This is a genomic window from Neobacillus cucumis, assembly GCF_016908975.1.
Lineage (GTDB): Bacteria > Bacillota > Bacilli > Bacillales > Cytobacillaceae > Neobacillus > Neobacillus cucumis.
In genome coordinates this window covers 22290-47474 of record NZ_JAFBEX010000022.1, presented here as the reverse complement: position 1 = coordinate 47474, position 25185 = coordinate 22290, and the positions used below count along the sequence as shown (strand labels likewise).

General features: G+C 38.4%; 27 protein-coding genes and 1 riboswitch. Of the genes, 15 read left to right on the top strand and 12 right to left on the bottom strand.

Going from position 1 to position 25185, the window contains the following annotated elements; translation table 11 throughout:
• Positions 1-2 precede the first annotated feature (2 nt).
• Both JOC76_RS23350 and JOC76_RS23345 read right to left on the bottom strand, forming a co-directional pair.
• Positions 3-1013, bottom strand: a complete 1011-nt coding sequence (locus JOC76_RS23350) for a 2-oxoacid:acceptor oxidoreductase family protein (protein ID WP_205181179.1) — start codon at positions 1011-1013, stop codon at positions 3-5.
• 297 nt (positions 1014-1310) lie between these two features.
• On the bottom strand, positions 1311-2900 hold the full coding sequence (locus tag JOC76_RS23345; RefSeq protein WP_205181178.1) for an acetolactate synthase large subunit: 1590 nt from the start codon (positions 2898-2900) through the stop codon (positions 1311-1313).
• Between the two features lie 142 nt (positions 2901-3042).
• On the opposite strand from JOC76_RS23345, the gene JOC76_RS23340 reads away from it, so the two are divergent.
• The 6 genes from JOC76_RS23340 (at position 3043) to JOC76_RS23315 (ending at position 7488) form a co-directional block, all read left to right on the top strand.
• Positions 3043-3666, top strand: a complete 624-nt coding sequence (locus tag JOC76_RS23340; protein ID WP_205181177.1) for a hypothetical protein — start codon at positions 3043-3045, stop codon at positions 3664-3666.
• A gap of 72 nt (positions 3667-3738) precedes the next feature.
• Entirely contained in the window at positions 3739-4668 is a 930-nt protein-coding gene (locus JOC76_RS23335; RefSeq protein ID WP_205181176.1) for an aldo/keto reductase, read from the top strand.
• A 392-nt stretch (positions 4669-5060) separates the two neighbouring features.
• Positions 5061-5444, top strand: coding sequence for a hypothetical protein (locus JOC76_RS23330; protein ID WP_239557926.1), 384 nt, complete (start codon positions 5061-5063; stop codon positions 5442-5444).
• Positions 5434-5925, top strand: coding sequence for an aminodeoxychorismate lyase (locus JOC76_RS23325; RefSeq protein ID WP_205181175.1), 492 nt, complete (start codon positions 5434-5436; stop codon positions 5923-5925). The genes JOC76_RS23330 and JOC76_RS23325 overlap by 11 nt, the downstream gene beginning before the upstream one ends.
• Before the next feature lie 119 nt (positions 5926-6044).
• Positions 6045-6584, top strand: a complete 540-nt coding sequence (locus JOC76_RS23320) for an NADPH-dependent FMN reductase (RefSeq protein WP_205181174.1) — start codon at positions 6045-6047, stop codon at positions 6582-6584.
• A gap of 172 nt (positions 6585-6756) precedes the next feature.
• Entirely contained in the window at positions 6757-7488 is a 732-nt protein-coding gene (locus tag JOC76_RS23315; protein WP_205181173.1) for a TerC family protein, read from the top strand.
• 37 nt (positions 7489-7525) lie between these two features.
• Here JOC76_RS23315 and JOC76_RS23310 read toward each other — a convergent pair whose 3' ends face one another.
• Positions 7526-7819: a hypothetical protein gene (locus tag JOC76_RS23310; protein WP_205181172.1), complete on the bottom strand. Its 294-nt coding sequence runs from the start codon at positions 7817-7819 to the stop codon at positions 7526-7528.
• Between the two features lie 292 nt (positions 7820-8111).
• Here JOC76_RS23310 and JOC76_RS23305 point away from each other — a divergent pair, with 292 nt between their 5' ends.
• Entirely contained in the window at positions 8112-8285 is a 174-nt protein-coding gene (locus JOC76_RS23305) for a hypothetical protein (RefSeq protein WP_205181171.1), read from the top strand.
• Between the two features lie 49 nt (positions 8286-8334).
• On the opposite strand, the gene JOC76_RS23300 is transcribed toward JOC76_RS23305, so the two are convergent.
• The gene (locus JOC76_RS23300; RefSeq protein ID WP_205181170.1) at positions 8335-8529 is read right to left on the bottom strand and encodes an alpha/beta-type small acid-soluble spore protein; all 195 of its coding nucleotides are present in this window, start codon (positions 8527-8529) and stop codon (positions 8335-8337) included.
• A gap of 146 nt (positions 8530-8675) precedes the next feature.
• On the opposite strand from JOC76_RS23300, the gene JOC76_RS23295 reads away from it, so the two are divergent.
• Together JOC76_RS23295 and JOC76_RS23290 are read left to right on the top strand one after the other, a co-directional pair.
• Positions 8676-10229 (top strand): NAD(P)H-hydrate dehydratase, encoded by a 1554-nt coding sequence (locus tag JOC76_RS23295; protein ID WP_205181169.1) that lies wholly within the window; start codon positions 8676-8678, stop codon positions 10227-10229.
• Between the two features lie 404 nt (positions 10230-10633).
• Complete coding sequence (locus JOC76_RS23290; protein ID WP_205181168.1) at positions 10634-10831, top strand: hypothetical protein; 198 nt, start codon at positions 10634-10636, stop codon at positions 10829-10831.
• 34 nt (positions 10832-10865) lie between these two features.
• On the opposite strand, the gene JOC76_RS23285 is transcribed toward JOC76_RS23290, so the two are convergent.
• The 4 genes from JOC76_RS23285 to JOC76_RS23270 form a co-directional block, all read right to left on the bottom strand.
• Entirely contained in the window at positions 10866-11648 is a 783-nt protein-coding gene (locus tag JOC76_RS23285) for an aldo/keto reductase (RefSeq protein WP_205181209.1), read from the bottom strand.
• Between the two features lie 132 nt (positions 11649-11780).
• A complete protein-coding gene (locus JOC76_RS23280; protein ID WP_205181167.1) occupies positions 11781-12617 on the bottom strand; it encodes an SDR family oxidoreductase in 837 nt (278 codons plus the stop codon).
• An 80-nt stretch (positions 12618-12697) separates the two neighbouring features.
• Positions 12698-13585, bottom strand: a complete 888-nt coding sequence (gene dapA / locus JOC76_RS23275) for a 4-hydroxy-tetrahydrodipicolinate synthase (protein ID WP_205181166.1) — start codon at positions 13583-13585, stop codon at positions 12698-12700.
• A 121-nt stretch (positions 13586-13706) separates the two neighbouring features.
• Positions 13707-13885, bottom strand: a riboswitch (Lysine riboswitch).
• A 157-nt stretch (positions 13886-14042) separates the two neighbouring features.
• On the bottom strand, positions 14043-15176 hold the full coding sequence (locus tag JOC76_RS23270; protein WP_205181165.1) for a CAP domain-containing protein: 1134 nt from the start codon (positions 15174-15176) through the stop codon (positions 14043-14045).
• Positions 15177-15468: 292 nt separating this feature from the next.
• Here JOC76_RS23270 and JOC76_RS23265 point away from each other — a divergent pair, with 292 nt between their 5' ends.
• A complete protein-coding gene (locus tag JOC76_RS23265) occupies positions 15469-15696 on the top strand; it encodes a hypothetical protein (RefSeq protein WP_205181164.1) in 228 nt (75 codons plus the stop codon).
• Between the two features lie 117 nt (positions 15697-15813).
• Positions 15814-18417 carry a bifunctional acetaldehyde-CoA/alcohol dehydrogenase gene (gene adhE / locus JOC76_RS23260; protein WP_205181163.1) on the top strand — a complete coding sequence of 868 codons (2604 nt, stop codon included), beginning with the start codon at positions 15814-15816 and terminating at the stop codon, positions 18415-18417.
• A gap of 56 nt (positions 18418-18473) precedes the next feature.
• On the opposite strand, the gene JOC76_RS23255 is transcribed toward adhE, so the two are convergent.
• Entirely contained in the window at positions 18474-18614 is a 141-nt protein-coding gene (locus tag JOC76_RS23255) for a hypothetical protein (protein ID WP_205181162.1), read from the bottom strand.
• Positions 18615-18744: 130 nt separating this feature from the next.
• Here JOC76_RS23255 and JOC76_RS23250 point away from each other — a divergent pair, with 130 nt between their 5' ends.
• Complete coding sequence (locus JOC76_RS23250) at positions 18745-19515, top strand: NAD-dependent protein deacylase (RefSeq protein WP_205181161.1); 771 nt, start codon at positions 18745-18747, stop codon at positions 19513-19515.
• A 137-nt stretch (positions 19516-19652) separates the two neighbouring features.
• On the top strand, positions 19653-20156 hold the full coding sequence (locus JOC76_RS23245; RefSeq protein WP_205181160.1) for a DinB family protein: 504 nt from the start codon (positions 19653-19655) through the stop codon (positions 20154-20156).
• Between the two features lie 106 nt (positions 20157-20262).
• On the opposite strand, the gene JOC76_RS23240 is transcribed toward JOC76_RS23245, so the two are convergent.
• A complete protein-coding gene (locus tag JOC76_RS23240) occupies positions 20263-20940 on the bottom strand; it encodes a YdeI/OmpD-associated family protein (RefSeq protein ID WP_205181159.1) in 678 nt (225 codons plus the stop codon).
• A gap of 46 nt (positions 20941-20986) precedes the next feature.
• Complete coding sequence (locus JOC76_RS23235) at positions 20987-21961, bottom strand: 2-hydroxyacid dehydrogenase (RefSeq protein WP_205181158.1); 975 nt, start codon at positions 21959-21961, stop codon at positions 20987-20989.
• 341 nt (positions 21962-22302) lie between these two features.
• On the opposite strand from JOC76_RS23235, the gene ftsZ reads away from it, so the two are divergent.
• Both ftsZ and JOC76_RS23225 read left to right on the top strand, forming a co-directional pair.
• On the top strand, positions 22303-23469 hold the full coding sequence (gene ftsZ / locus JOC76_RS23230) for a cell division protein FtsZ (RefSeq protein WP_205181157.1): 1167 nt from the start codon (positions 22303-22305) through the stop codon (positions 23467-23469).
• 197 nt (positions 23470-23666) lie between these two features.
• A complete protein-coding gene (locus tag JOC76_RS23225; RefSeq protein ID WP_205181156.1) occupies positions 23667-24653 on the top strand; it encodes a proline dehydrogenase family protein in 987 nt (328 codons plus the stop codon).
• A 90-nt stretch (positions 24654-24743) separates the two neighbouring features.
• Here JOC76_RS23225 and JOC76_RS23220 read toward each other — a convergent pair whose 3' ends face one another.
• The gene (locus JOC76_RS23220; protein ID WP_205181155.1) at positions 24744-25181 is read right to left on the bottom strand and encodes a hypothetical protein; all 438 of its coding nucleotides are present in this window, start codon (positions 25179-25181) and stop codon (positions 24744-24746) included.
• Between the last annotated feature and the right edge of the window lie 4 nt (positions 25182-25185).

Here is a 25185-nt window from a genome sequence, read left to right as displayed (position 1 = left end):
CCTTAGTTTTGAATAACTAGATCCCATAAATGTGGTACGCGATTTTTGTCTGCGTAACCGTCATTGTATTCCCGTTCACTTGATAAGGCGTCAACAGGACAAGCATGAACACATTTCAAGCAGCCCTTACAATATTGGTAATCAATTCCTTGCAGGAACATTTGCGGACGCCCGCGTTTGTCTGCTTTCTCTTCCCAAACAAAGCAGAAGTCTGGGCAAGCGGTATCGCATGCGGCACAATTAATGCATTTATCTTCATGAAAATGAGGAAGCATCCCGGCTCGAGAAATACTTAAGTCTTTTAGGATACTATTTCCGGGATTGGTTATGGTCCCGCCAATGGTCTGTGTTTCATAACCAAGTATTGGCTCAGCTCGCTTAAATGGTGCTAATGGGATCGAGTCATCATTTTCATACGTTTGGAAAATGACTTCATTAAAGCCTCGATCAAATGTACGGATGTTGGGTTCAACTAGGTGTGGGTATTTTTTTTCGAATGTGCGGCGGATGGTCTGTCTCATGGACTCTGGGTTTAAGAAAGTTAAAATTCGATAAAGCGCTCCGAGCATGGCAGTGTTGGCTTTGGTTTGTTCTTCGAGGGCAATTCCTGTTGCATCAACAATGGCAATGGTGCCGCTAGGAATTTTCAATTCATTTTTAAGTTCATCAGAAGATTTTTGAGAGTTGACTAAAATGGTACTATCAGGGTAAATTCCACTTGTACAATGGTTGGTCTTGAAAAGGGCATCATGGAAAATAGCGACTACATGAGGACGTTCAATTGGTGTGGTGTCACGTATATTTATTTTTGGGTCACAAAAGCGGATATGTGCTTTTACAGGCGATCCTTTTTTCTCAGATCCATAGGATGAAAAACCGACCCCATTGAGTCCGTTTCCGACCACTCCATCCTCGGAAAGCAGTTTCCCGGCTAAATTGGCTCCTAAACCGCCAATCGATTCCAATCGGATTTCAAAGAAACCTAATTCATTCACTTTTGGTAATTTTGACAACCAATACTCCTCCAATCACAAGTGGATATAACAATTAGAATTTTATAAATTTTCTATAAATTCTATGATTTGATTGTAACAGGATGCAAATTTAGTTACAACAGAATTTTTGTTATAAAATTGTAAGCGGTTTTCTTAGCTCTAAATTCATGATAAGTAATAATTGTCTTAGCTCCCGTTACAATTTTTCATCTGTTTGATATAGTACAGTTTAGTTTGTTATATAACAAATAAAGCCATGCCTTTTACCATTCTTGGCTACAGGCATGGTCTTATTTTTTTTGTGACTATCCAAGGTTACTTGGGATAGGATTTATTTTTGGTTACAAGATCGATGACAACTATTTCCCTCTGTGGCTCTTTAAGGATATTTTCCAGTTCAGCTTTTGATTTCGGTCGGATGCCCTTCACCCCGAAGCTATTTGCTAATTGGACGAAATCAGGGTTTTGGAAGGTTACTCCATAGTGGTCACCAAACTTTTTGTCCATTTGCTTTACTTCGAGTTTTAACATGGAATCATCTAATATAATAATGGTAAAGGAAAGACCAAGCCGCCTAGCAGTCTCCAGTTCAGCAAAATTCATAAGAGCCCCGCCATCACCCGTAATACAAATAACAGGATCATCAGGGCAGGCTAGTTTGGCTCCAATCGACCCTGGAATCGCGATGCCCATAGAGGCTAATCCATTTGAGATGATTAACCGGTTTGGTTTTTTAGGTTGATAGGTTTTAGCAATCGATACTTTATGGTCGCCCACATCGGAAATGACAATCGTATTCTCTGTTGAAAGCTTTTCGATAAGATGTAGGACACTCTCTATTGTTAGGGATTCATCCGATTGGTCGTAAATTTGATAGTTCGTTTTTATTTGTATTTGAAGTTCCCCTGATGGCTGCCATGGTTTGACTGGTATTTCTGCTTGGTTTAAGGCATGAATCGTCTTTTTTAGTGAACCGACCAGCTCGCATTTAACAGGGTAATATTCATTTACTTCGGCTGGTAAGGTATCAATATGTAAAACCGGGAGTTTATTTTTATTCCAAGCATTGGGCAATTGTTCAACAAAGTCGAAACCGATGACAATTAAAAGGTCTGCTTCATCCATTCCAAGGAGAACATAATCGTGTTCTTTCAATCCAAAAGTGAAATAATTAAGTGGATGATCCTTCGGTAATACCCCTTTGCTCATAAAACTGTGAGTGCAAGGAGCTTGAAGGGTATTGATAAAGGTTTCAAGCTCCATAGCCGCCTCCTGGCGTATAACACCGTTTCCTATGATAATGAATGGTCTACTATGCATTTGAATAAGTTCCTTCGCAGCCTGTAAAGATGTTACATCCGGAACGGTCTCAGGTGTTGGGGTCACGGGTAAAGGTTCATTCATGATCTGTTCGGCTGCAAAGTTTTCCGGTAGGATAATGGCGACTGAACCCGGTTTCTCCATTTGGGCTAATCTAAAAGCTTTTCGGATACTAACTGGAACCGCTTTTGAATCTTGAATTTGGGTGTTCCATTTAGTAGCCGGTTCTAGTAGACTTTTGACGTCGATAAATTGGTGTGATTCATTGTGCTGCCGTTCTACACCCGCTTGTCCAATGATTGCGACTAGTGGAGAATGGTCGAGCTGTGCACTGGCGATACCTGTAGCGAGATTGGTTGCTCCAGGACCAAGAGTTGATAGGCAGACGCCTGCTTTTTTTGTTAATCTCCCATAAACATCAGCCATAAAAGCCGCCCCTTGCTCGTGTCTGACATTTACATATTGGATTTGAGTTGATTTTGATAAAGAATCTGCGAAATCCAATGTTTCGGTCCCAACAATTCCAAATATGTATTCAACTCCTTCGTTTTCTAAGCATTTTATAAGTAGATCGGTTAGTTTCATTTTATCCTCCTATTAAAAGGAAATAGTATGTGAATAGTTTGAGCTATTTTTAAATGGTCTATTAATATTGTACTGTTAGGAATAACCTTTCTTTAAAGAGTGTTAAAATAGATAAAAACAGGTAGAATGTGGGTGATCAATCTTGACTGAAAAGTATGTCTGGTATGCGAGTTATGGTTCAAATATTAATACTGAGCGTTTTTTATGCTATATAAAAGGAGGCAAACCTGAGGGTTCAACAAAGGTAGAGACCGGATGTAAAGATCCCTCACTTCCAATCGCTTCATCTACATTCACTATGAACTATCCACTTTACTTTGCAAAAGAAGCTCGCAAATGGGGATCTAAAGGGGTGGCATTTATAGACCTAACCGAAGATCCCGGCTGTGCTACGTTAAGTAAAAGATATTTAATTACCTTGGAGCAGTTTAGGGATATTGTAAGCCAGGAAAACAACGGAATCGATTTTCATATTGATATGGATGAAGTGATCAAAAATGGATCAAAAGTATTCCGAGATGCTTGGTACGGAAATATACTGTATTTGGGTGAGGAAGAGGGCTATCCTGTTTTCAGCTTTACAGCTCCTTGGAATATTAATGATGTTGAATCGAAAAAGCCCTCACATGCATACTTAACCACAATTATTAAGGGATTAAAAGTAGACTATCCTAATGAAGAAATTTTTCATTATTTACAAACAAAACCTGGGATTAAGGATCACTATACAGAGGATGAGTTAAAGAAGTTAATTTTTAGAAGCTAGAAAGCCTTTTCTTAGTTGAAAAATCAAAAGTCTGCTATTATATTCATAGGCAAAAAAAGGAGATGATTAGAAATGTCAAACCAAGTTCGTATTGGTAAAACTAACTTATATGTTAATCCAATTGGGTTAGGCACCAATGCAGTAGGTGGTCACAATCTATTCCAAAACCTTGACGAAGAAGCGGGAAGGGAGTTAGTTCGGACGGGAATTGCGAATGGCATTAATTTCTTAGATACCGCTTTTATTTATGGTCCAAAACGTTCGGAAGAAATCATTGGGGAAGTCGTAAAAGAAATCGGCTCGCGCTCACAGCTTGTTATCGCGACAAAGGCAGCTCATAAATTCGTAGGGAAAGACATCGTCATCGATAATTCACCTTCCTTTTTAAAGCAATCTGTCGAAGAAAGTTTACAGCGTTTGCAAACCGATTACATAGATTTATTTTATATTCACTTTCCTGATAAAGATACACCAAAAGATGAAGCTGTTGGTGTATTAAAACAACTGAAAGATGAAGGGAAAATCCGCGCAATCGGTGTATCCAATTTTTCAATTGAGCAGTTAAGAGAAGCGAATAAAGATGGCTATGTTGATGTTTATCAAGGTGAGTATAACTTATTGAGCCGAGATGCAGAAAAAGAATTGTTTCCTTATGCCATTAATAATGGAATTTCTTATATCCCGTATTTCCCACTTGCTTCTGGTTTGTTAACTGGCAAATACAACAAGAATACAAATCTAGAAGAAAAGCGCGGTAAATTCTTTCAAAAAGAAACATTTGAAGCGACATTGGAAAAAATGGAACATATTCGCGACATTGCCAATGGAAAGGGAGCAGAGGTTGCCCATGTTGTCCTTGCATGGTATTTGACACGTGAGGCGATTGATGTCATTATTCCGGGTGCTAAACGAGCTGAGCAAGTATTGAACAACCTCAAAACCTTAGAAATCCAATTAACGGATGCTGAAATCCAAGAAATCGATCGAGTTTTCCAATCTTAAAAAGGCTCTATTAAACGATATGGTTGTTTTTATATTCTGTTGATTGGAGCGGAAGGTGCTCGACTCCTGCGGGAGTACGGGGCTGGGGAGACCCCACAGGCGCATTCAGCGCCGTGAAGGCACCCCGGCACCCCGGCACGCCCGCGGAAAGCGAGCACCTGCAGCGGAAATTAACAGCCCAATTTAACAAAGCTTAATAAAAAGTAACGATGAGAATTGTATCTCATCGTTTTTTTATTGGTAGATTAATGTCGAATTTGAAAAATATGTTTACATATTTCGCTGAAATTTTCCAAATCTCTACGACTTTAGCTGTATTTTGCAATAAAATTAGCCAAAAAAACTAGAATGGTTGTATAATAGTGTATTGTTATTAATTATTGGAGGTACTAATGATGATGCTATGGACTTTAGCCGGGTTATTTGGGATTTCTATTATTTTGCTAGTGATTTCTATTTCCAGAACTTCTCAAAAATCAAAGGCACAACATAAACAAATTGATTTAATTCATATTGAAACTATGAAGGAAATCAATGCTCTTCAAGAGTCAATTAGAAACATCGAACTTGATCTTGAAGTCATAATGAAGGAAGCAGGCGTTCAACTTTCTTCTGAAGAAAAAGTGTTCATGCGTGAAGTCCTCGATTTAGCGAACCGGAATTACTCGACCGAGAGTATTGCCGACATGAAACAAGTAAGCATTGAAAAAATCGAGCAGGTACTTGCTCCTTACCGGACAATAAAGGAAGGGAGAAAGGTTGCAAATGAAATTTAACTTACTTAGCAGTTTTGCTGCCGGTATGCTGATCACGACCACCATTTGTGGAGCAATTTATCTTACTGGAAAAAATGATGTTGCCAAAACAACCACTAAACCAGCTGTGACGACGGTCACTAAGAAGGTTCAACTAACCGCTGATGAAATGAAAAAGCAACTTCAAGCAACTGGCTATATTGTACAAACGAAGGCTGAAAATGATAAGCAGGTACAAGATGCAAAAGCATCGGTACAAGCAAAAGCGACTGCTGCCACTCCTGCTTCTAACACAGTCACACGTGTTGTTGTTAATGTATCTGATGGAATGACTAGTATTGATGTGGGCAGAACCCTTGTTAGAGCAAATCTGGTGAAGAACGCCTTTGAATTTTCAAAGGATATCGAGAGAAAAGGACTAGAAAATAAATTAAAACCTGGTGTATATGTGGTTGATAGTAAAATGACCTATGACCAGGTTGTGGCTGCTATTTACAAATAATGACAAAAGCTGATTTCACCTGAAATCAGCTTTTTTTCTAACATAGGAGCAAGTCATTTGAATTTAACTATATTTATTTCTATAATCGAATTAAATTACATAAAAAAGGTGGAAATAGTATGAAAATTGTAGCACTAGTAGGAAGTTTGCGGAAAGATTCATATAATAAGCAACTAGCCTTTACGATTCAGGATCGATTTGCAGCTAAATTTGAACTAGAGGTACTAGATCTCGGCTTGCTTCCGTATTTTAACCAGGATGAAGAATTCAATCCTGCCGAATCAGTAGTTGAATTTAAACAAAAAGTAAATGAAGCTGACGGTGTCATCATCATTACTCCGGAATACAACTGGTCGATTCCAGGGGTGTTAAAGAACGCCTTAGATTGGTTATCACGAGTAGATAAAGTATTAATTGGGAAGCCAGTCATGACAGCCGGGGCTGCTACCGGATTAATGGGAACATTGCGTGCGCAGCTTCAATTAAGACAAATTTTAACAGCTTTACAAGTTAAGCTCTTATCACCAGTGGGCAACGAAATTCTCATTAATCAAGCTATGACGAAATTTGATGTGAACTCCGGTCGTCTTACAGATGAGGCAACGGTGAAATTTGTCGATGAAGTCGTTGAGCGTTTTATCAATCTAATCAATGAATAGGAACTACCGCCTGTATACCGTTTAGTAAATGGTATACAGGTTTTTTGTTAACTTGGTAACAATAGAGAATGCTTGTCATATATCGATTTACCCTACATACATTTAAGTAAGAAGACAATCCTGTTTAATTGGACAAACATTACTGGAAAAAGAAAGGGAGAAACAGATCCAGATGGACTTCTTACATGAAATGATAAATAGTTATACAACCATCTTTTCATTCGAGGCATTCAAAGAAGTATTTACGAATCCTGCTAGTTGGGGAGTTATCGGTACCTTGATTATTCTTGAAGGGTTATTGTCGGCCGATAATGCTCTGGTTTTAGCGGTGATGGTAAAACACCTGCCCAAGAACCAGCGAAGAAAAGCCTTATTTTATGGGATATTTGGCGCGTATTTTTTTCGAGTATTTGCCATTGGAGTTGGCGTAACCTTAACAACCATTCCTTGGATAAAAATTGTTGGAGGGCACTATCTCCTTTGGATTGTGTTTCAAAACCTTTTAAATAAAAATGATGAGGAAGACGAAGTTACGAGCAGAAAGAAGGGTTTTTGGCAGACCGTTATAACTGTAGAGCTGATGGATATTGCTTTTAGCTTTGACAGCGTCATCGCTGCGTTTGGTGTATCAAATCAAGAGTGGATTTTGTTGCTTGGAGGAGTAATTGGAATCTTGATGATGAGGGGAGTAGCACACCTATTTCTGGCACTCATCGAAAGGGTGCCAGAATTCGAAACGACTGCATTTGTCCTTGTGGCAATCATTGGCGTGAAGATGATTGTTTCTGCTTTTGGATTTCATATGGATGAATTTGTGTTTTTTAGTATCTTAATTGGCATTTTCTTAAGTACTTTTATTGTTCATTTTATCCGAAAAATCTTGGGGAAACAGAGCACCATTTAAAGCTATTGAGGGAAGGCAAATAATATGCCTTCCTTTTTCATGATTGAAAACGCACGTGTCCATTTTCATCTATTTCGATGGTATTATAACTTTTAAATACATCAATGTTGGTTATATCATGTTTAACGTCATGAGAAAAGCTTTCCATATAAGGTTGATAAACCTCAGGATCTTTCACAAGATGGTACATATTTACGCGTTTCCCATCCCTCATTTCTGTCAATCTTAATAAAAAACGATCACCATAAAGATTTTTTAAATATGTTCGTGCTTCGTCATGACTCTTAAAATTGGGTATCTGTTCATGATTAATGGTAAAATCTTGATTCATAAACACGTTCACCGCTTTCTCATAATATAATATTTATAAACCGATTACCATCCATTTACATAGTTCTTTAACCAGTTCCAAGACTATTATTTCCTATTTTTCAAAAATAATGAATCTTGCCTAAATCGATTGACCTATACCAATTTTAAATTTCTGCATAAATAAAAAGAAAAGGGATTATTCTAAAACTCGTTTGTGATCTTTCGCCATATTGCGATGATCCTTTTTAAATAGTCGAGAATTTGGACATGATGGTAAAGGAAGAGGCGATGAAGAAAAGGAGGAGAAGGAGATGAATACCCCTTTTGAATATCCGGAAATTTTTTATAACGAAGTAATCCTTTACTTAGAAACAAAATGGAACCGTCGTTTAACGGACCATGAACGACATCTACTAATCGAAGGCTATCGATTTGGCAGGATGGTTGAAGCGGAAAGTGAGATAAAGATTCTTTTTGCTAATTAAATTTATCTGAGGAGGGTGTCCAGATTGGACACCCTTTTGACTTCACCAGTTATTGATTTTGGTGATTTCGTAATGTTTGTTCAGCGTAAGCGACAAGACGTTTGGTCATTTCGCCGCCGACTGAACCGTTTGCTCGCGCGGTCGTATCAGCACCAAGATGAACGCCAAACTCGTTGGCAATCTCCTCTTTCATTTGATTTAGGACATCACCTGAACCAGGAACCAAAAGTTTGTTTCTACCCATGATACATCACTCCCGACGAATTTTTTTTGAGCAATATAAAAATTGCTCGTATATATTTTGCCCCATTTGTTTTGTTGAAATTCGTATTGGCGGTAACTGGAAAGGGGAGGGGAAAGGTTTATAATGGAGGAAAGAGGTGGAATGTTATGTTTATTGCAGGGCAGAAGGAAATGCAATTAATGGATCAATTTACAATGGACAAGCTTGGCTTGCCTGGGATTGTGTTAATGGAAAATGCTGGAGCAAAGGTTGTTGAGGAAATAGTGGCAAGCGTTCCTTCACGAAACCAACGAGTGATGGTCCTCGCGGGCGGTGGAAATAATGGTGGCGATGGGTTTGTCATTGGTCGAAGACTGGTGGATTTAGGATTTAATGTGCTGCTATGTTTAGTTATACCACCTGAACGCATTAAGGGTGATGCGAAAGTTCATTTTGAGGTGTATCGAAACCGTAAGCTACCACTTGTATTCCTGCATGAAACCTCGATTAAAATGGTTCGCTCAGAACTGAATCAAGCGGATGTTATCGTTGATGCACTTTTAGGAACAGGTGTGAAAGGTGTTTTAAGAGAACCGTTTGGAACGATCATCGCTATGGTAAATGAGCATGCAGGGGAAAAACTAATAATGTCTGTCGATATTCCCTCAGGCTTGAATAGTGATACTGGCAAGGTGGAAGGGCTCGCTATTAAGTCAACCAAGACTGTTACGTTTGTTTTTCCAAAAAGAGGGTTCTTTTTGCAGGATGGTCCGAAGTATGTAGGGGAGTGGAAGGCTGTAGATATTTCTGTTCCACCTTCGATTGTTGGTGAGTTGGGACTTGCTATGCCGAGATTAATAACAGAGGATTTGGTGCAAGAGATGATCCCATCGAGACCAAAACATGGGCATAAGGGAACGTTCGGTCATGTTTTGGTGTTAGGCGGATCAAAGTTTTATGTTGGAGCACCAATATTTTCGGCAAAATCGGCCTTAAATTCAGGTGCAGGACTTGTTACCTTAGCGGTGCCGGAGAGTATTTACCCAATGGCTGCTGCGCAAAATCCAGAGTCCTTATTTTTGCCATTAGCAGAAGAAGATGGACATTTTGCTGCAGATGCTCTAACCGAATTGCAAGCATTGATTGGTCCATTTTCTAGTGTGGCGGTTGGTCCGGGGATTAGCAGATTTCCTGGCGGCGAGGCGTGGATGAAAGCTTTCATGTCGTTATTAACGACACAGCCTGTAGTGGTTGATGCGGATGCGTTATATTTGCTTCGGGGTGTGTTGGGTCTGGTACGAGAGTATAGAGGGGATGTTCTATTTACGCCGCATCCAGGGGAAATGGCAAGATTGTTACATAAGACGGTAAAAGAAGTGGAAGAGGACCGAATCGAGATTGCTAAGACTTTTGCTAAAGATTATGGCGTTTATTTGCTGTTGAAGGGACATCGGTCGATTATTGCTACTCCACATGGAGAGGTTTTTGTTAACCCGCTTGGTCATGATGCACTTGGTAAAGGCGGAAGTGGGGATGTTTTGACCGGGATGATTGCATCGTTTCTTGCACAAGGTGGATCACCTGTTCAGGCTCTAGTGACTGCGAGCTATCTACATGCTAGAGCTGGGGAAGAGAAAGCGAAGGAGTTATCAAGTTATGGGGTAGGTCCGTTGGATTTGATTGATGGGGTCAGGGAGCAGTTAAGGGGGTTGGGGGAGTGATGGTCATGGAATGGGGTTGAAGGATTTTTTGATTTTGGGTCGATGAAGCGTTCTATCATTGCCCATGCGAAGATCAAATTGGTTTATAGGGTAAATGAAACAGTCTTTCATTGCCCGAGCGAAGGTCAAATTGGTTTATAGGGTAAATGAAACAGTCTTTCATTGCCCATACGAAGATCAAATTGGTTTATAGGGTAAATGAAACAGTCTTTCATTGCCCGAGCGGAGGCCAAATTGGTTTATAGGGTAAATGAAACAGTCTTTCATTGCCCTGCGGAGGTCAAATTGGTTTATAGGGTAAATGAAACAGTCTTTCATTGCCCATGCGAAGGTCAAATTGGTTCATAGGGTAAATGAAACAGTCTTTCATTGCCCGAGCGGAGGTCAAATGGTTTATAGGGTAAATGAAACAGTCTTTCATTGCCCATGCGAAGGTCAAATTGGTTCAAACGGTAAATGAAACGGCTTTTCATTGCCCGAGGCGAGGTCAAAGAGGTAAGAGACGGTCGATGAACGGACCTTTCATTGCCCTAGCAGAGTACAACTTAATTCAGAGCCGCATTGAACAGGCCTTTGATGAATATTTTTACAATCATCTATAAAAAAGACCGCCCTTTAAGGACAGTCACACTAGTATTAGAAATTAAAATTATCTGGATCCGCACCAAAACGTTGATTTTCATTAAGTGCATTTATTTTTTCCATATCACTAGAAGATAACGTAAAATCAAAGATATTAGCGTTTTCTTTGATACGGTTTTCACGAACGGACTTTGGAATTGTCACAATTTCATTCTGAATATCCCAGCGTAAGATGACTTGAGCAATTGACTTGTGGTGGCTTGAAGCAATATCTTGAAGAACAGGGTGGTCGAGCAGTCTGCCTTGTCCAAGCGGAGCCCATGCTTCAATTTGAATTTCCTGTTTTTTGCAATAATCGCGAAGTTCTGGCTGTGAATGAAGAGGATGTAACTCTACTTGGTTTACCATAGGCTTAATTTCTGCAATAGACATCAAATCCTCTAAGTGGTGAATGTTGAAATTGCTCACTCCGATTGCTCGAACACGCTTATCTTTATATAACTTTTCAAGCACCTTCCATGAGTCTTTGTATTTTTCCTTAACTGGCCAGTGGATTAAATACAAATCTACATAGTCAAGACCAAGCTTCTGTAAGCTTGTTTCAAAAGCTTCTTCAACGGAATTATTGCGCTGATCCTCATTCCAAACTTTGGTGGTGATAAATAGCTCTGCGCGGGGAACGCCTGACTCTTTAATGGATTGACCCACACTTTCTTCATTTTGATAAAGTGCCGCTGTATCAATGCTTCTGTAACCTGCGTTTATAGCCATTTTGACTGATTCGAGAGCTTCTTCACCCTCTGGGATCTTGTAGACACCAAGACCAAACCATGGCATCTTCACACCATTATGTAGCGTAGTGGTTGACTGTAAGCTGTTCAAGAGCTTCTCCTCCTTATCTTCATTCAAGACTTAGTATAGTCCCTCTTATGTGGAAGAATCAACCAAACAGAAGCTTAACTGCACAAATTAAAGCTTAAATCTTTTTAAGACCACATTTTCAATCAATTTCCACGGCAGTGTCTTTTTTAAAAAAAGATTAGTTTTTACGCCTTTGCCAACAGGATAGCGGAGGTCAGAGGGTCCGGGATTGGAAGCAATCTGGGCTGCTAGCTTAGCCACATCACTAGGGTCGCCATAATCCGCTTTGCCATTATTTATTTCTTTTAAAAGACTCTCCGTATAAAAGGTATAAGGAGAATCCGGGTTGTTCTCGAGTTGGTCCACACTCGTCCAGATATTGGTTTGGTATGATCCCGGTTCAATGAGGGACACATCGATTCCAAAAGGACGGAGTTCGAGTCTCAAGCTTTCACTGTAGCCTTCAAGCGCATGTTTGGAGGCAGTATAAGCAGATAAGCCTGGGAAACCAAATCTTCCACTAATGCTGCTCATATTGATAATTCGACCTTGTTTGCTTGCCCTCATGATGGGCAAAACGGCATTTGTTACTGCGATCACGCCAAAGAAGTTGGTTTCAAATTGACGCCGATAATCTTCTATAGACAGTTCCTCGCTAAAACCACCGACGGCAAAGCCGGCATTGTTTATCAATACATCAATTTGAGAGTAATTGTCTAAGTATTTTTTAAAATCATGGATGGAGTCACTTGAAGTAACATCCAGGGAGGTAACGTGAATATCATTATCTAATTCCTTTTCTTTGGCGAGGTCCAACAAAGCTTTTGCCTTGTTCGTGTCTCTCATTGTGGCAATAACCGTAAATCCTTTCAAGGCAAGTTCAATTACGCATAAAAAACCAAAGCCGCTTGACGAGCCCGTCACAATGGCAGTTTTTCTACTCATTCCGATTTTCCTTTCATGGATCAAATTAAAAGGGGAGTTTCATGAATAAAAAAGACTGCCTTTCTAAAGGCAGCCTAATTTTAACTTACACTTACGAGTTTGTCAGCTGGCAGGAGCATTTCCAATGTGTTTTTTTCTTGCTCTGTTAATGGTACTAATGGCAAGCGCACATCACCAACCCGGATGCCCGTCATGTTAAGAGCAGCCTTAACCGGTGTTGGGTTAGGGGCAGCAAATAAACCCTTCATTAGCGGGAGGAGTTTACGATGTGCAGCCGCTGCTTCTTCGAGCTGTCCCGTTTTATATTTCGTCATCATGTCCTGCATTTCGTTGCCGATAATGTGGGAAGCAACCGAAACCACCCCCGTACCACCGATTGCCAAGGTTGGAAGGGTTAGTGCATCATCACCAGTATATAAAGAGAAATGATCAGGGGTCTTACTGATGATTTCCGCCATTGCATCTAAGTTGCCACTTGCTTCTTTAATCGCTACAATATTGTGAATGCTTGAAAGACGAACGACTGTTTCAACAGACATGTTCACGACACTTCGACCAGGGATATTATATAACATGACTGGTAGAACAGTAGATTCGGCAATGGCTTTAAAATGCTGATAGATTCCCTCTTGTGAAGGTTTGTTGTAATATGGTACAACTAGTAAAATACCATCCACACCTACTTCAGCTGCAAGATTTGTTAATTGGATTGATGCTCTAGTATTATTGGAGCCTGTACCCGCAATAACTGGAATTCTACCAGCTGCTTCTTCAACAACTAACTTAAATAAGGATACTTTTTCTTCTGTTGTTAAGGTAGGGGATTCACCCGTTGTACCGCTAACAACTAATGCTTCTGTTCCATTGTTAATTAAATGATTAACTAACGCTTTTGTCGCGCTATAATCCACTTCACCTTTTTCATCGAATGGTGTTACCATTGCAGTTATTACTTTGCCAAAATTCATTTTTTCTCACCCTTTGTAATTGTTTATAAATTAGAGGGGTAAGGACATCCTAGTGTGAACGCAAAGAAGCAGCATCGAGGGTTCGCTGCTGCTGTAGAAACATCTAAGTACAAGTTCCTATGCGTGAGATAGCCCTCCATATAGTTCCCTATATGACAATTCTGTACTTATTCAATACAGAACCAGCTTCAAGATCAATGAGATTCTTTCCGCTTCGGCAAATTCCCCTTTCTACTAAAGTCATAGGACCTCATTATCCTCTAATAGTATACTAATGGTCTTTGCGCCTCTATCCTCACTTCAAGAGTTATTGAAGTAAGAAGATATGTAATTGTTTGTAATATATCAAATTTTTTAACTTTATTCAAGAAAAATAATCCGCCAATTTTTGCAGAAGCAGTGGGGACGGTTCTATTGATTCTTAAAAATCAATAGAACCGTCCCCGTGATTCCTTCTTTATTTAGCATAAAAGTTTTCTGTAAAGTATGGCTGTGATTCATTATTAAAGGCAACGCCAACGCCTAAATATTTGTAACCATTACGTAGTATATTTTCTCGGTGCCCAAGTGAATTCATTAAACCTTCGTGGGCAAAGATACTACTAAATTGACCGTAAGCAAGGTTTTCACCGGCAAGTTGAAAGACAATATGATCCGCTGCCATTCTATCAAATGGTGATTGTCCTTTAAGGTCGGTGTGATCAAAATAGTGATGAACTGCCATATCTGTACTATGCTTCCGAGCGGTAGCTTGAACATGTTCATCCCATGTAAGGACTGGGAGCTGATGCTGAACCCGTGCCGCATTGGTTAAATCAAATAATTGGTACTCAAAGCCAGCTTTTAATTGGGAGCTAGGTTTTGAGTAAATATCGGTTTTCTTATCTTCTAAATCCTTACTAATTAATTGAACAGCCGTCACGGTGTTGTTTTGATGTTGATCATAAAAAACCGTTACATAGGTGTTATCAATCAAGAACATATCATATTCATCCTGTTCGGGTAATTTGTAAAGGACAAGCCCCTTTTGAATACTGGTCAGAGGCTTTCCGAGCAAGTTACGGACTGTGTCTTTTGCCGTCCCTAATTTGATCCCATTTTTAGAGGCAATTAAATCTTGGTTGGTGTATAAGCCAGCTACTTTATTTTGATTATCATACATCACCATAAAAAAATGATGGTAATTGTCATGATAGGCATTCCAATTGGTCCCGTATTCATTCAAGGTAGAACGGTTTGGTGTCCCTATGTTTGATACAACGTCGTCTTTACTATCGCCAAGCTCAATGTTAAAAATAGAAAATTCCTGTTGTGCAGGTTTCGTTAATTCTACCTTGGGCACACTATTTGATTCTGCTGATTTTTGATTCTGCTCACTAGGGGAATTTAATAGAGAAACAAGTTGTTCCAAGGCTGATTGAATTTCAGTGTAAATATTTTGAATGGTTGTTTTTACTTCAGGGCTATCTTTTAGTGTATTTACTTCGGAAATACCGTTGGTAATGCTGGTATTGTTAAGTTCTTTTTCTATAAATGGCCAAGAAGAATGTATTAAAAAAATAGTAATAATAATCATAAGAAAACGAAACATTGAATTTCCTCCATTTCTATTAGAATTTTAACCAAAAATCTTTAAATATATAAGTAATTTGCTTATGGTAATTACTGTTGAAGGTTGTTATATTAATATAATTTTAAAATGGAAGCGTTTTCGTTGCTAATTCAAAATAGGATCCTTAATAATGGGAAAAAATGCGTTTTTAGTACCAAAGAACTAAAATTAGTAAAACGAACCAACGTTCAAAGATTGTTCAATATTTCACAAACAATTATCTTTTTTTCATGATATGATGTAATCATAAAGAAACAAGGAGTGATAAGACATGATGATTTGTGAATGGAAAACCTTCGCAACAGACGCTGAAACCTATACTCAAGAAACCTTCGAAGAAATTGTAGGTGATCCATTTGAGGCAATGTTAATAAAAGAAAATGAAGAGATCCCAAATTATATTTGGACAGTCAATTATGTCGTCAATGTAAAAAAATACTCTAAAGTTTTAACTGAGATCCAATTCGAAAAAATTCCACGCAACCCTGTATGTGAATGATTTATTTTTTGTTTTAATTGTGAAAAAATTCACAAATTAAATAAATGCAGTAATGAAATCTTTTTTTAAAAAATATATGTGAAATGTTTCACACATATAATCATTGGAGGGATTAACATGTCAGTAGTAGAAAAAACAGTGAAAGACAAACAAAATGTAGCTAACATGATTAATGGATTAGTAGAAAAAGGTTTAAAAGCATTACAGGAATTTAGAGGTTTTGATCAAGAGATGATCGATAAGATTGTGAAGGAAATGGCTTTAGCAGGTCTTGATCAACATATGCCTTTAGCAAAACTTGCTGTCGAAGAAACTGGAAGAGGCGTATACGAGGATAAAATCATAAAAAACATGTTTGCAACAGAGTATGTTTATCACAACATTAAATATAACAAAACAGTCGGCATCATTAACGAAAACGAACATGAAGGCATGATTGAAATTGCTGAGCCAGTGGGTGTTGTGGCAGGGGTCACACCAGTCACAAATCCAACATCTACAACCATGTTTAAAGCACTTATTTCTATTAAAACTCGGAACCCAATCATCTTCGCTTTCCATCCATCTGCACAAAAATGCAGCAGTGAAGCAGCAAGGGTGTTAAGGGATGCCGCTATTAAAGCTGGAGCACCAGAGAATTGCATCCAATGGATTGAAACACCATCATTAGAAGCGACTCAAGCTTTAATGAACCATAATAGGATTTCCATGATCCTTGCCACAGGCGGTGCGGGAATGGTGAAATCTGCATATAGTTCTGGAAAACCAGCTCTAGGTGTTGGACCAGGTAACGTACCATGCTACATTGAAAAAACAGCAAACCTAAAACAAGCGGTGAATGATTTAATTCTTTCCAAAACTTTTGATAACGGAATGATTTGTGCATCTGAGCAAGCCGTTATTATTGATAAAGAAATTTATCATGATGTAAAAAATGAAATGATTGCGAACAACTGCTATTTCTTAAATGCAGAGGAAAAAGAAAAAGTAGAGAAGTTGGTCATTAATGAACAATCATGTGCTGTAAATCCTGACATTGTTGGTATGCCTGCATATAAAATTGCTGAAAAGGCTGGTTTAACAGTTCCAGAAGGCACAAAAATCCTGATTGCTGAATTGAAAGGCGTTGGTCCTAAATATCCGCTATCTAGGGAAAAATTAAGCCCAGTTTTAGCTTGCTACAAAGTGAATTCAACTGATGAAGGCTTAAAGAGAGCGGAAGAAATGCTTGAGTTTGGTGGTTTAGGTCACTCTGCCGTTATTCATACAAACGATCAAAACGTGATTAATCAGTATGGCCTACGGATGAAAGCAGGAAGAATCATTGTCAATGCTCCATCTTCACAAGGGGCGATTGGTGATATATACAATGCCTATATGCCATCATTAACACTTGGCTGCGGAACATATGGAGGTAACTCTGTGTCTACAAACGTTGGTGCCGTTCACCTAATTAATATCAAAAAAGTAGCAAAAAGGAATGTTAATATGCAGTGGTTTAAGGTCCCATCTAAAATTTACTTTGAGAAAAATTCTACTCAGTACTTAGCAAAAATGCCTAAAATTTCTAGAGCCATTATTGTTACTGATCCTGGCATGGTGAAATTAGGATATGTGGACAGAGTGCTTTACTACTTGCGTAAACGTCCAGATTATGTACATTGCGAAATTTTCTCTGAGGTTGAACCAGATCCATCAATCGAAACCGTTATGAAAGGTGCCGAAATGATGGCTAAGTTCCAGCCAGATGTCATTATTGCCCTTGGTGGAGGTTCTGCAATGGACGCAGCGAAAGGAATGTGGCTATTCTATGAATATCCAGATGCTGAATTCTTTGGCTTAAAACAAAAATTCCTTGATATTCGCAAACGGATTGTAAAATATCCTCACTTAGGTCAAAGAGCACAATTTGTGGCAATTCCAACCACATCAGGAACTGGATCTGAAGTAACATCATTCTCTGTCATTACTGATAAAGAGGCAAACATTAAATATCCTTTAGCTGATTATGAGTTGACACCAGATGTGGCAATTATTGATCCGCAGTTCGTTATGACTGTGCCAAAACATATTACTGCAGATACTGGTATGGACGTTTTAACACATGCAATTGAGGCATATGTATCTTGTATGGCGAACGATTTTACAGATGGTCTAGCGATGAAAGCCATTCAGCTTGTAGTTGAATATCTGCCAAGAGCATATCGAAATGGAAATGATGAAGAAGCTCGTGAAAAAATTCATAACGCATCAACCATTGCGGGTATGGCGTTTGCAAACGCGTTCTTAGGTATTAATCACAGCCTTGCGCATAAATTAGGAGCGGAATTCCATATTGCACACGGACGTTCAAATACAATTTTAATGCCGCATGTTATTCGCTATAATGCAACTAAACCGAAGAAGTTTACAGCTTTCCCTAAATACAATCACTTTAAGGCTGATGAGCGTTATGCAGAGATTGCAAGAACTTTAGGGTTACCAGCTGCAACGACCGAAGAAGGTGTAGAAAGCTTAGTTCAGGAAATCATTCGCTTAGCATTAGAATTAGAAATTCCCATGAGCATTGCTGCAAATGGTGTGGAAGCAGCTGAATTTGAAAGTAAAGTTGACTACCTTGCAGAGAAAGCTTTTGAGGATCAATGTACAACAGCAAATCCTAAGCTTCCGTTAGTAAGTGAATTAGCAGAAATCTATCGTTTAGCTTATAAAGGAATTTAATTAAAGATTTAAAAAAACTCAAGCCTAGGTTTGAGTTTTTTTGTGTTAACATGTCTTTAAAAAAATGACTTAACAATATCTTCGTGTTTATGACATTCCGTACAGGTGTATTCAATTTCAAGGGCATCTTCGCGAACCATGTGTTCCGTTTCCTTTTGGCAATGTTCACAATATAGGGTTCTTGGGATTTCAATCATTTTTCAGCATCCTTCTTTGTTTTTTTATTAAAATCGTTCATTATAAGATTAATATCCCTGATATTTTTTGAAAAATACAATAGGAGTTCAAAAAGAAGGGGAGGACAATCGAGTTGGAAGGAGAATCAAAATGTCTAGTAACACTATAGAAACATGCATTAAGAGATTAGAAAATGCCAAAAACATGGTTGTTTTGACTGGAGCGGGTATCAGTACTGAATCAGGAATTAAAGATTTTCGCTCGCGAACAGGGATTTATAAACTAGCACCCGAATACATACTCTCGCTGGATTATTTTTATAAACAGCCAAAGGAATTTTATCAGTTTGCTATTGAAAATCTGTACCACCCTGATGCTATTCCTAATGAAGGCCATCAAATCTTGGCGAAGTGGGAGAAGGAAGGGAAAGTCACTTCTATCATTACGCAAAATATTGATGGGCTTCATCAAAAAGCTGGCAGTGAAAACGTAATTGAGTTTCATGGAACCATTAAAACAGCCACTTGTCTGAACTGTGGAAAGTCATATTCTACAAGTGAGATGATCAACCGTTTAAAAACAATGGATGACTTTTACATTTGTAATCATTGTAAAACAAAAAGGGAGGAAGACCATTTCATTAAACCTGACGTGGTTTTGTTTGGGGATACGGGTGAATGGTTTTCGATGGAAGGATTTAACCATATCCTTAACCAGATCCGACAGGCAGATTGTTTGCTTGTATTAGGAACTAGTTTGAAAGTGACCCCTTTCTCCACCTTTCCACAATATAAGAACACTGGGGTACCGTTAATTATTATTAATAAGGGAGATACCCCTTACGACCATGCGCCGAATACATTTGTTATGCAAGAATCAATTGGAGAAACCCTTAGTATGATTGATGGGAAGTTCAACTGAATTAGTGCTGTACTACTTTTGAGATGGTTCCCAAGCTTGGTAGACATTATTTTATCTTTTCTATCTGGAATGATATACTTTATTTGCCATAATTTAGCGATGAATATGGATAGATTAGAAAATTGGAGGAGTTATGTATGTTTACTTCTATTAATGAATTTAGCCAGGAATGGAACCAAGAAGCCGCTTCTACTCAAAGGGTATTGGATGCCTTAACAGATGAATCTCTCGGACAAGCAGTCTCTAAAGATGATCGGACATTAGGCAAAATTGCTTGGCATATTGTTGCAAGTACACCTGGTATGTTAAATGAATTTGGAATTACGATTGAAAATGTCGGCAGCGGGGAGACTATTCCAACATCTGCAAAAGAAATCGCTGACACTTTTAGAAAAGTTAGTGCGGAGGTTGCAGAACAGGTACAGAAGCAGTGGACGGATGAATCATTAACCGAAGTACAAAATGTGTTTGGAAGACAGATGCCAAAAGCTGTTACTCTTTCTTTATTAATTAAGCATATCATTCATCATCGCGGCCAAATGACAGTCTTAATGCGTCAAGCAGGCTTAAAGGTGCCAGGTGTCTATGGACCGGCAAGGGAAGAATGGAGCCAAATGGGAATGGAAGCTCCGGCTTTATAATTTTCGATAAAAAAAGAAAGACAATAATAACATGATTTAAATTAATAAAGGATAGAAAAAAGTGTCTGGTTCATGAAACAAAACCGGGCACTTTTTTAAAATACTATTACCTTTTAGCTTGTCGATATAATTCAATCGTTTTATAGCCTTCGCCTAAAACAGTCTCCATGTCGAGCAGACGTTTTTCTTGTGTTTCCTTTCTTTTGGCACTATAAATATATCGAGCCCAATCCTTTTGATAGCCGGGGGTTAGATCATTGTATTTGTTTAATAGTTCCTCATTTTTTTGTAAATACAGCTTAATATCCTCGATATTGTTGATGTAGTCATCCACACATTGGCTGCTTTTCGTACTAGCAGTCTTTTTCGCCTTTTTTGGTGTAGATTTTAAGCCTACCACTGTAAAAACATCATTTAAACTTACCATTCTTGCGAATTTGATATCGCTACCCCGTACATAACCTTCCTCATCAGCAGGCAGGGCATTGATAAAACTGTCGCGGTCTATGTATTCTTTATATACCTTATTGTTCTTTTTCGGGTAGGCGAAGTATAAATAGCCATTGTCCTCTAACATTTTTTTCTCAATCACGGTTTCAAGTACTTTGGTAAACTCCTCTATGCTAAAAATAAAATGGAAGATTAAATCATATTTGTCTTTCTTAATAGAAGAATCATACTCTAGTTCTTGAAAATCCTCAATTTGTTCAGGTTTATTTAGAATGAGTTTGTCAGTATATTTCTGCAAATTTAATTTTTCAATGACACTCTTTGCCTCTGCCATGATTTTTACTCCTTTACGTTCAAATAAAGTGATGATCTCTCTTATCTTAATGGAGCACTTCTGGATTAATCAAGTTTTTAGGGCGTTTTCCTGTTAACCCTGCAAGTAAATTTTCGATGGCAAGCTCGGCCATTTTACGTTCTGTTTCAAAGGTTGATGAACCAAGATGTGGTGTGGTGACTACATTTGGAAACTGCAGCAAAGGATTATCCATTTTTATCGGCTCTATTTGGTACACATCTAACGCGGCGGCGTGAATTTCCTTATTTTCTAATGCCTTTATGAGTGCAGACTCATCAACGGTTTTACCACGTGAACCGTTTACAAATATACAAGACCTTTTCATTAGGTTAAATTCCCGAGCACCAATAAGATTCTCTGTTTCCTTTGTAAGTGGTGTCATGAGGCAGACAAAATCAGCTTCTTTTAGCAGAGTATCAAGATCGCTGTAGGTGGCATTATATTTTTCTTCGGCCTCCAAATTTCGGTTACGATTATAATATAAGATATTCATATCAAATCCTAAGTGAGCACGTTTGGCAATTCTTGAGCCAATCTTTCCCATACCAATAATCCCAAGTGTTTTCTGGTGAACATCGATGGCGTATTCTGCGGTGGTTAAGTGTCCTTTCCAATTTCCAGATTTCACAAATTGATCCAATTCCGCTATCCTGCGGGCAGAAGCAATCAGGATTCCAAAAATAGCATCAGCAGTCGTTTCCTCTAGGACACCAGGCGTATTGGTACCCATAACACCCCGCTTGGTCATCTCTTCAATCGAAAGGTTATTATAGCCGGTGGAATTATTAGATACTATTTTTAATTTCGGCGCCCGCTCAAGTAATTCTTGGTCAACCGGCAAGGCCAGACCAACAATTCCCTCAACATCTTTTAGCGCATGTATAAAAGCTGGATCAGTTTTAGGATTGATACTATCGAAAATTTGCACTTCAAACTGATCATCTAGTTTCTCAAGAACTTCTGTTAGCTCAAAATTATAAGCAATGATTTTTCGTTTCACTTGTAACATTCTCCTCATTGTTTACTATATGCCTCTTTAAAGTGACACAACGGCATAAAACAGTCAACTTTTCTTAAGACAGCCTTCTTAATATCGTAAATAAAAAATGACTGGTGCACTTCGATTGGAGCGGAAAGATGGAAAAATGAATAGCAAAAATAAAATTCTCTCATATTTTGAGTTTTTTTTTATATTTTTTGCTGAAATGAATACGTGGTACTATACAAAGTAGCCTATTATTTTGCTAAAATACTAAGAGGAATGTTTAGGAAAAAAGTACTTTTTACTCTAAAGGTAATTTTCTGAATAATGGAGTAATATAGTTTGGGAGGAATTTACAAATGTGGGATCTTGATATGAATATAGATCAAATTGCAAGAATAAAAGTTATTGGTGTAGGTGGCGGCGGTAATAATGCCGTTAATCGAATGATTGAAGATGGTATTCAAGGTGTTGAATTTATTGCTGTTAATACGGATGCACAAGCTCTTAATCTTTCAAAAGCGGAAATCAAAATGCAAATAGGGGCTACTCTTACAAGAGGACTCGGGGCAGGCGCCAACCCTGAAGTAGGAAGAAGGGCAGTAGAAGAGAGCAGAAAGCAGCTCCAAGAGGTTCTCGAAGGGGCCGATATGGTGTTTGTTACAGCTGGCATGGGCGGTGGCACCGGAACAGGAGCGGCTCCTGCTATTGCGGAAATTGCTCGTGAACTTGGAGCCCTTACTATTGGTGTTGTTACACGTCCGTTCGGATTTGAAGGAAAGAGGCGTGCCGTAAATGCTGCCAATGGAATCGCATTAATGAGTGAGGCAGTAGATACACTAATTATCATTCCAAATGATCGCTTACTACAAATTGTTGACAAAAAAACGCCGATGCTAGAAGCTTTCCGTGAAGCTGATAATGTTCTTCGTCAAGGTGTACAAGGCATCTCTGACTTAATTGCTGTTCCAGGATTAATTAATCTCGACTTCGCTGATGTAAAAACAATTATGACGAACCAGGGTACAGCCTTAATGGGGATTGGTGTTGCCAAAGGGCCGGATCGTGCAGTTGAGGCAGCGAAAAAAGCGATCTCAAGTCCTTTACTTGAAACTTCTATTGATGGGGCACAAGGTGTGTTAATGAACATTACTGGCGGCAGCAATTTAAGTCTTTTTGAAGTACAAGAAGCGGCGGACCTTGTCGCATCAGCATCTGATCATGAATTAAATATGATCTTTGGTTCCATCATTAATGATAATTTAAAAGATGAAATTATGATTACGGTTATTGCAACAGGATTTACTAATGAAGAAGCGTCATCCAAGAGATCAATGGCGGCCGCTCCTTCAAAAGAAGCTGCCCAGAAACCAAAACGTGAAGAAACGTATGAACAACCAGTTCAAGAACGTGCTGGACAAAGGCATCAGTATGAAGAACATCTTGAAAGTGATCGGTCTTATCAGGGACAAGACGACTCACTAGATATTCCAACTTTTTTACGTAATCGGAATAGACGACGATAAATGATAGGTAGATCCTTACACCCCCAATTAGATGGATTGGGGGTGTCTTAATTTTTTCTGGTAATTATATTTTTAAGTCCGAGGACCATAAATTCAGCCATATAAGAACGTCATATTTTGGAATATTCACAAAATAATTTTTATTGAAAGCGTATGCTATAATGTAGTTAAAAAATAGTCAGCAAGGGGAAATCGCGATGTTGAAGGATATTTTCATGGGTTTATCACAAAATCAATTTCTAAATAATGCTGCTAAAAAGTATGGCTTGAAAATGGGTGCACAAAGTGTTGTGGCTGGGACTAATATTCCAGAAGTGATAAAAAGTATTAAGGAATTAAATGCTCGTGGAATTTCTTGTACCGTCGACAATTTAGGGGAATTTGTTTTTAAAGAAGAAGAAGCGACAGCTGCGAAAGATCAAATTATTAAGGTAATCGAGGCGATTCACGAGAACCAAGTGAATGCCCATATTTCCCTAAAACCTACTCAAGTGGGATTAGATATTGATTATTCCTTTTGCTTAACTAATATTAGAGAAATTGTGGAACGAGCGAGCCAATATGATATGTTCGTTAATATCGATATGGAAGACTTTAAGCATCTTGATTTAACTTTTAATCTATTAGATGACCTTTCGCTAGAATTTGATAACGTCGGAACCGTTATTCAGGCCTATTTTCATCAAGCTATGGAGTATCTTGCAAGGTATCAGAATTTCCGTATTCGAATTGTAAAAGGGGCTTATAAAGAGTCAGCAGAAATTGCCTATCAAGATAAAAAGGATATTGATGCCAATTTTATTAGGTTAATAGAATGGCATTTATTGAATGGGAAATTTACATCTATTGCGACACATGACCATCGGATCATTAATCATGTGAAAAAATTTGTAAAGGAAAACAATATTCCAAAAGATCAATTTGAATTTCAAATGTTGTATGGTTTCAGAAGAGAGCTCCAGTTAAGTTTAGCGGATGAAGGTTATCCTTTTTGTACGTATGTTCCGTTTGGGAACGATTGGTATGGCTATTTCATGAGACGGTTAGCTGAAAGACCACAAAACTTAAATTTGATTGCAAAGCAGGTTTTTAATAAGAAAACAAATACGATTATTGGTGTCGCAGCGGGAGCGTTCCTGTTAGGCAGAATGACCAAATCAAAAAGTAATAAAAATAGAAGTTAAGTAAACATAAATCAAGATATGAAATGGAAGGTTACTACTACATTAAAATCCGTATGCTTGTAGAGTATCTTCCATTTTTTATTTTTGGTGTCAGGCACCAATTGTTATAGCGTTGTAGGAGAAATTGTTGTCATCCCATTGGTAGATTCCTTCTTGAAGCTGAATGATGGTGTCGAAGGGGCGGTTGATATGGTGATCCTCTTCGCCAGGATTGTTTTGATCATCCTTTTGAGGGTTCGATTTTTTTTCGTTTATTAGTTGTTGTTTTAGGAAGAGAATATCGGCTTTGGATGCAATGCGAATGATTTTATCTAATGTAATTTTCTTTTCACTTATCCCATAACTGTTACAAATACTTGTTTGAAAATTTTTGTTATATTGAATCATCATGTGTAAATCATTTACACTTGCCACACCAAAAACCTCTTTAATCACATCCTCATAACGAAGCTGTGTTCCAGTTACAAATTTAATAATGTTTTCCTCCGGATTCTCTAATCGATAAATCGTTTCAATCGTATTTTCCAAGTTA